The organism is Pseudoalteromonas sp. SIMBA_162 (assembly GCF_046535955.1).
GTDB lineage: Bacteria > Pseudomonadota > Gammaproteobacteria > Enterobacterales > Alteromonadaceae > Pseudoalteromonas > Pseudoalteromonas marina.
In genome coordinates, this window is the sequence record NZ_JAWJBQ010001397.1 from 1 (window position 1) to 229 (window position 229).

Sequence of the window (229 nt, forward strand, 5' to 3'; positions counted from 1 at the left end):
CTTGCTACCGGCAATGGTCGAGCCGGTGAAGGACACCATGTCGACCTGCGGATGTCCGGACATCACCGGGCCTATCTCACTGCCCTCGCCCGTCACCACATTGAAGACGCCAGCAGGCAGACCGACCTTCTCGAAGATCTCGGCCATGATGAAGTCCTGCAGCGGCGTCTGCTCCGCCGGCTTGGCGATCACGGTGCAGCCTGCCGCCAGCGCCGGGGCCAGCTTGCCG

1 protein-coding gene is annotated in these 229 nt (G+C 65.5%); it reads right to left on the reverse strand.

The features are described from left to right. Positions 1-229, reverse strand: a 229-nt coding sequence (locus R0J88_RS24195; protein ID WP_410901486.1) for an aldehyde dehydrogenase family protein, incomplete at both ends; no start/stop codon positions are given.